Here is a 3,623-nt window from a genome sequence, read left to right as displayed (position 1 = left end):
GTTTCCCCAGTGGGCCCCGCTCCTCTCGGCGCCGTATCCGCGGCCCCCGCGCCCTCGGGCGGCGGGCCCGACGGGTGCGCCGGGGGAAAGTGCTAGCTCTTGACGCCGAAGAACGGCTCCAGCGGCTTCGGCAGGAGATCGTTGCAGGCCAGCTGTCCGGACTTGGTGAGCGCGTCGTTCACACAGGTGTAGTAGTCGCGGTAGACCAGCTGCACCGTGAACGTCATCGCGACGATCGACAGCGCCAGCAGCGCCGTGACGAGCCCGCTGACCGCTGCCGTCGTCTGCGGCCTGCCCTGGATCTGCGCATACGGTGCACCGGGTCCGGAGGCCGGGACGCCCGTCGGAGCGGAGCCCGTACCGGAAGCACCGGCGGCGCCGTCCGCTGCCGCGCTCCTGGGCTTGGCGCGCAGTGAGCTGATCGACCAGTACACGGCCAGCGCGCCGAGCAGCAGGGCGATCTCCGGGAAATCGAAGATCGCGAAGAAGAAGGCCCACATGCCGGAGAGCAGCGCGTAGCGGGCCCGGCGCTGGGCGGGGTCGGTCGGGTCCCAGCGCAGTCCGCCGGGGTTGTTCTCGGGTCCGCCCCGGCCGCCCGGGCCGTTCGGTCCGCCGGGACGGCCGCCGAAGCCGCCGCTCTGGCGCCCCGGCTGCCGGCTGCTCCACTGACTGCCCCAGACGGGGCGGTCGCCGGAGGAGCCGTCCCCGGGTGCCCCGTCGCCGTTTCCGCTTCCGTTGCCCTCTCCGCCGGTCCCGCCGTTCGACGGGTGGCGCGGCTGCCACGGCTGGTCGGGGCGGTTCTCCGGCGGCGCGGCGAACGGGTTGTCGTCCTTGTCCGGGGAGGAGGAGCCCGTGGGGGGCCGGCGTTCCCTCAGCAGCACTGAGGACCGCTCGGGCAGCGGGAGGCGGAAGGCGGTGCGGCGGCGTCGGTCCGGCATGTGGTGAACGTCTTCCCCATCTCGTCATTTCCGCCCTGCGGACGGTTCGCTGTCCCCTGACGCTACCTCCCGGCCATCAGGGGCCGAAAGCGGGGAGCGCGGCTGCGGCGGCCCGTGCCTTCCGTCCGGCCTCTCCTCTCTTCGATCCGGCCCCTCACCCCCGTCCCGTGGGGGTCCCCCGATGTGCCGGTATCGTTGCTGACGGTCGACTCCTTCGTAGGGTTCCCCGTGTCGAGGGGGGCGATTCTTTCGTACGACCGTACAAATAGCGTCGCTCTGTTTCACCACGCGAGGCTTCACCACGCGAGAAAGGGCCCAGCCGTGGCCTCCCCGCCCCTCTCCGCCACCCCGGCCCGCCTGGTCGTGCTGGTCTCCGGCTCGGGTACGAACCTCCAAGCCCTGCTCGACGCGATCGATGACGACCCTGCGGGCTTCGGTGCCCAGGTCGTCGCGGTCGGAGCCGACCGCGACAACATCGTCGGTCTGGAACGGGCGGAGCGCGCGGGGCTGCCGATCTTCGTCTGCAAGGTCAAGGACTACGCCACCCGCGAGGAGTGGGACGCGGCGCTCGCCGCGGCCACCGCAGCGCACCACCCGGACCTCGTGGTGTCCGCGGGTTTCATGAAGATCGTGGGCAAGCGGTTCCTCGCCGAGTTCGGCGGCCGGTTCGTCAACACCCACCCCGCCCTGCTCCCCAGCTTTCCCGGTGCCCACGGGGTGCGTGACGCACTCGCGTACGGCGCGAAGGTCACCGGGTGCACCGTCCACTTCGTCGACGACGGTGTCGACACCGGTCCGATCATCGCGCAGGGCGTGGTCGAGGTGACCGAAGAGGACACGCCGGAGGGCGAAGCCGCTCTCCACGAACGCATCAAGAAAGTCGAGCGCAAGCTGCTCGTCGAGGTCGTGGGGCGGCTCGCCCGTAACGGCTATCGCATTGAGGGACGAAAGGTTCATCTCGGTCATGTCGGTGAATAAGCCCATCCGTCGCGCCCTGGTCAGTGTCTACGACAAGACGGGGCTCGAAGACCTCGCCCGCGGTCTTCACGAGGCGGGCGTCGAGCTCGTCTCCACCGGTTCGACCGCCGGGAAGATCGCCGCTGCCGGTGTGCCGGTCACCAAGGTCGAGGAGCTCACCGGCTTCCCCGAGTGCCTCGACGGCCGCGTGAAGACGCTGCACCCGCGCGTCCACGCCGGCATCCTCGCCGACCTGCGCCTGGACGCCCACCGCGAGCAGCTCGCCGAGCTGGGTGTCGAGCCCTTCGACCTCGTCGTCGTCAACCTGTACCCGTTCAAGGAGACCGTCGCCTCCGGCGCCTCCGCCGACGAGTGCGTGGAGCAGATCGACATCGGCGGCCCGTCGATGGTCCGCGCCGCCGCCAAGAACCACCCGTCCGTGGCCGTCGTCACCAGCCCCGAGCGGTACGCCGACGTCCTCGCCGCAGTCAAGGCGGGTGGCTTCGACCTGGCTGCCCGCAAGCGGCTCGCCGCCGAGGCGTTCCAGCACACCGCCGCGTACGACGTGGCCGTCGCCTCCTGGTTCGCGGACGACTACGCCGCCGCCGACGACTCGGGCTTCCCCGACTTCCTCGGTACGACGTACGAGCGCAGCAACGTCCTGCGGTACGGCGAGAACCCGCACCAGCCCGCCGCCCTGTACACCTCCGGCTCCGGCGGCCTGGCCGAGGCGGAGCAGCTGCACGGCAAGGAGATGTCGTACAACAACTACACGGACACGGACGCCGCGCGCCGTGCCGCGTACGACCACGCCGAGCCGTGCGTCGCGATCATCAAGCACGCCAACCCGTGCGGCATCGCGATCGCCGACGACATCGCCGAGGCGCACCGCAACGCGCACGCCTGCGACCCGCTGTCGGCGTTCGGCGGGGTCATCGCCACCAACCGTCCGGTGACCGTCGCCATGGCCGAGCAGGTCGCGGAGATCTTCACCGAGGTCATCGTCGCCCCGGCGTACGAGGACGGCGCGGTCGAGGTGCTTGCCCGCAAGAAGAACATCCGCGTGCTGCGCTGCCCTGACGCCCCGAGCTCCGCGGTCGAGCTCAAGCCGATCGACGGCGGCGCGCTGCTCCAGGTCACCGACCGGCTCCAGGCCGACGGCGACAACCCGGCCAACTGGACCCTCGCCACCGGTGAGGCACTCTCCGAGGACGAGCTCGCCGAGCTCGCCTTCGCGTGGAAGGCCTGCCGCGCGGTCAAGTCCAACGCGATCCTGCTCGCCAAGGGCGGCGCCTCGGTCGGCGTCGGCATGGGCCAGGTCAACCGCGTCGACTCCGCGAAGCTCGCCGTCGAGCGGGCGGGTGAGGAGCGGGCGCGCGGCGCGTACGCCGCCTCGGACGCGTTCTTCCCGTTCCCGGACGGCCTGGAGATCCTTACCGCGGCCGGCATCAAGGCCGTGGCCCAGCCCGGCGGTTCGGTCCGTGACGAGCTGGTCGTCGAGGCCGCGAGGAAGGCGGGCGTGACGATGTACTTCACGGGTACCCGGCACTTCTTCCACTGAGTGGTCCGAACGCCGAGGGCGTCTCCCGGAGCAGGTCTCCGGGCGGCGCCCTTTGCGCTGCCCCGGCTAAGACCGACGGTCCGAACCGTCCGGCTGCGCGTACGCCCCGGGGCGCCGTTAGGAGGCGCAGAAATGGCCGAAGGCCGTAACCCGCACGGGTTACGGCC

General features: G+C 71.3%; 3 protein-coding genes. 2 read left to right on the top strand and 1 reads right to left on the bottom strand.

Going from position 1 to position 3,623, the window contains the following annotated elements:
* Window positions 1–92: 92 nt before the first annotated feature.
* Window positions 93–938, bottom strand: coding sequence for a hypothetical protein (locus ACNPQM_RS38705; protein WP_418087642.1), 846 nt, complete (start codon window positions 936–938; stop codon window positions 93–95).
* 321 nt (window positions 939–1,259) lie between these two features.
* Here ACNPQM_RS38705 and purN point away from each other — a divergent pair, with 321 nt between their 5' ends.
* On the top strand, window positions 1,260–1,916 hold the full coding sequence (gene purN / locus ACNPQM_RS38700; RefSeq protein ID WP_358863427.1) for a phosphoribosylglycinamide formyltransferase: 657 nt from the start codon (window positions 1,260–1,262) through the stop codon (window positions 1,914–1,916).
* A complete protein-coding gene (gene purH / locus ACNPQM_RS38695; RefSeq protein ID WP_418087641.1) occupies window positions 1,903–3,456 on the top strand; it encodes a bifunctional phosphoribosylaminoimidazolecarboxamide formyltransferase/IMP cyclohydrolase in 1,554 nt (517 codons plus the stop codon). The genes purN and purH overlap by 14 nt, the downstream gene beginning before the upstream one ends.
* Window positions 3,457–3,623: the final 167 nt, after the last annotated feature.

Source organism: Streptomyces sp. NPDC056231, from assembly GCF_048270745.1.
In the GTDB taxonomy this organism is placed as follows: Bacteria; Actinomycetota; Actinomycetes; order Streptomycetales; family Streptomycetaceae; genus Streptomyces.
Note: the sequence above shows the minus strand (reverse complement) of the source record. Positions and strands in the feature narration are given on the sequence as shown.

Excerpts from the sequence above, each read along its gene's own strand:
- ACNPQM_RS38705 (WP_418087642.1), bottom strand. The coding sequence starts at position 938 with ATGCCGGACCGACGCCGCCGCACCGCCTTCCGCCTCCCGCTGCCCGAG.
- purH (WP_418087641.1), top strand. The coding sequence starts at position 1,903 with ATGTCGGTGAATAAGCCCATCCGTCGCGCCCTGGTCAGTGTCTACGAC.